This is a genomic window from Shewanella olleyana (assembly GCF_023283825.1).
In the GTDB taxonomy this organism is placed as follows: domain Bacteria; phylum Pseudomonadota; class Gammaproteobacteria; order Enterobacterales; family Shewanellaceae; genus Shewanella; species Shewanella olleyana.
This window is the reverse complement of record NZ_JAKILD010000082.1, coordinates 1-540: the sequence shown is the minus strand read 5'-3', so window position 1 is coordinate 540 and position 540 is coordinate 1. Positions and strand designations below refer to the sequence as shown.

At 42.6% G+C, this 540-nt stretch carries 1 protein-coding gene; it reads right to left on the bottom strand.

Annotation, left to right across the window (positions count from 1 at the left end):
* Positions 1–540, bottom strand: a 540-nt coding sequence (locus L2735_RS19935; protein WP_248986319.1) for a hypothetical protein, incomplete at both ends; no start/stop codon positions are given.

The following is a 540-nucleotide window of genomic DNA, read 5'->3' as shown; positions in this document are numbered from 1 at the left end:
AACCTTTTGACCATCTTCAACATTTGTGACGCTACCTTGAATGACCACTTGAGTCATTTCTACAGCATTGATAACGCCATCGTTATCGATAATTTCAACAGTGATATCGGCCGCTGTATCTTTATCAACGATGTTATTACCAATGGCAGGGTTCCCTTCGGCATCAATGGATGCGGCTCGTAGTGTTAACTCTCCATCGAGTAGCGATGATAAGTCGAGATTATCTAACTGCCATAAACCGTTTACCACAGTAGTATTAAATATTAGCCTTGTTCCACTTGAATCAGTGACCCAAACAAGGACATCTTGACCATCTTCAATATTATGAGCTTCACCACGTAGCGTTGTGGCTGGGACTTCAGCAGCATTAAGGGTATTGTCATCATCTACGGCTTCAATGGTCACAGATGCTTGGGAGTCTTTACTGACAGTGGTGGTGACAGAAGTAGGGTTACCAGCGATATCAACAGTATTTGCTACAAAGGTAATATCACCATCGACGAGTGATGAAACATCAGCATCGTTAATTTGCCAAACACC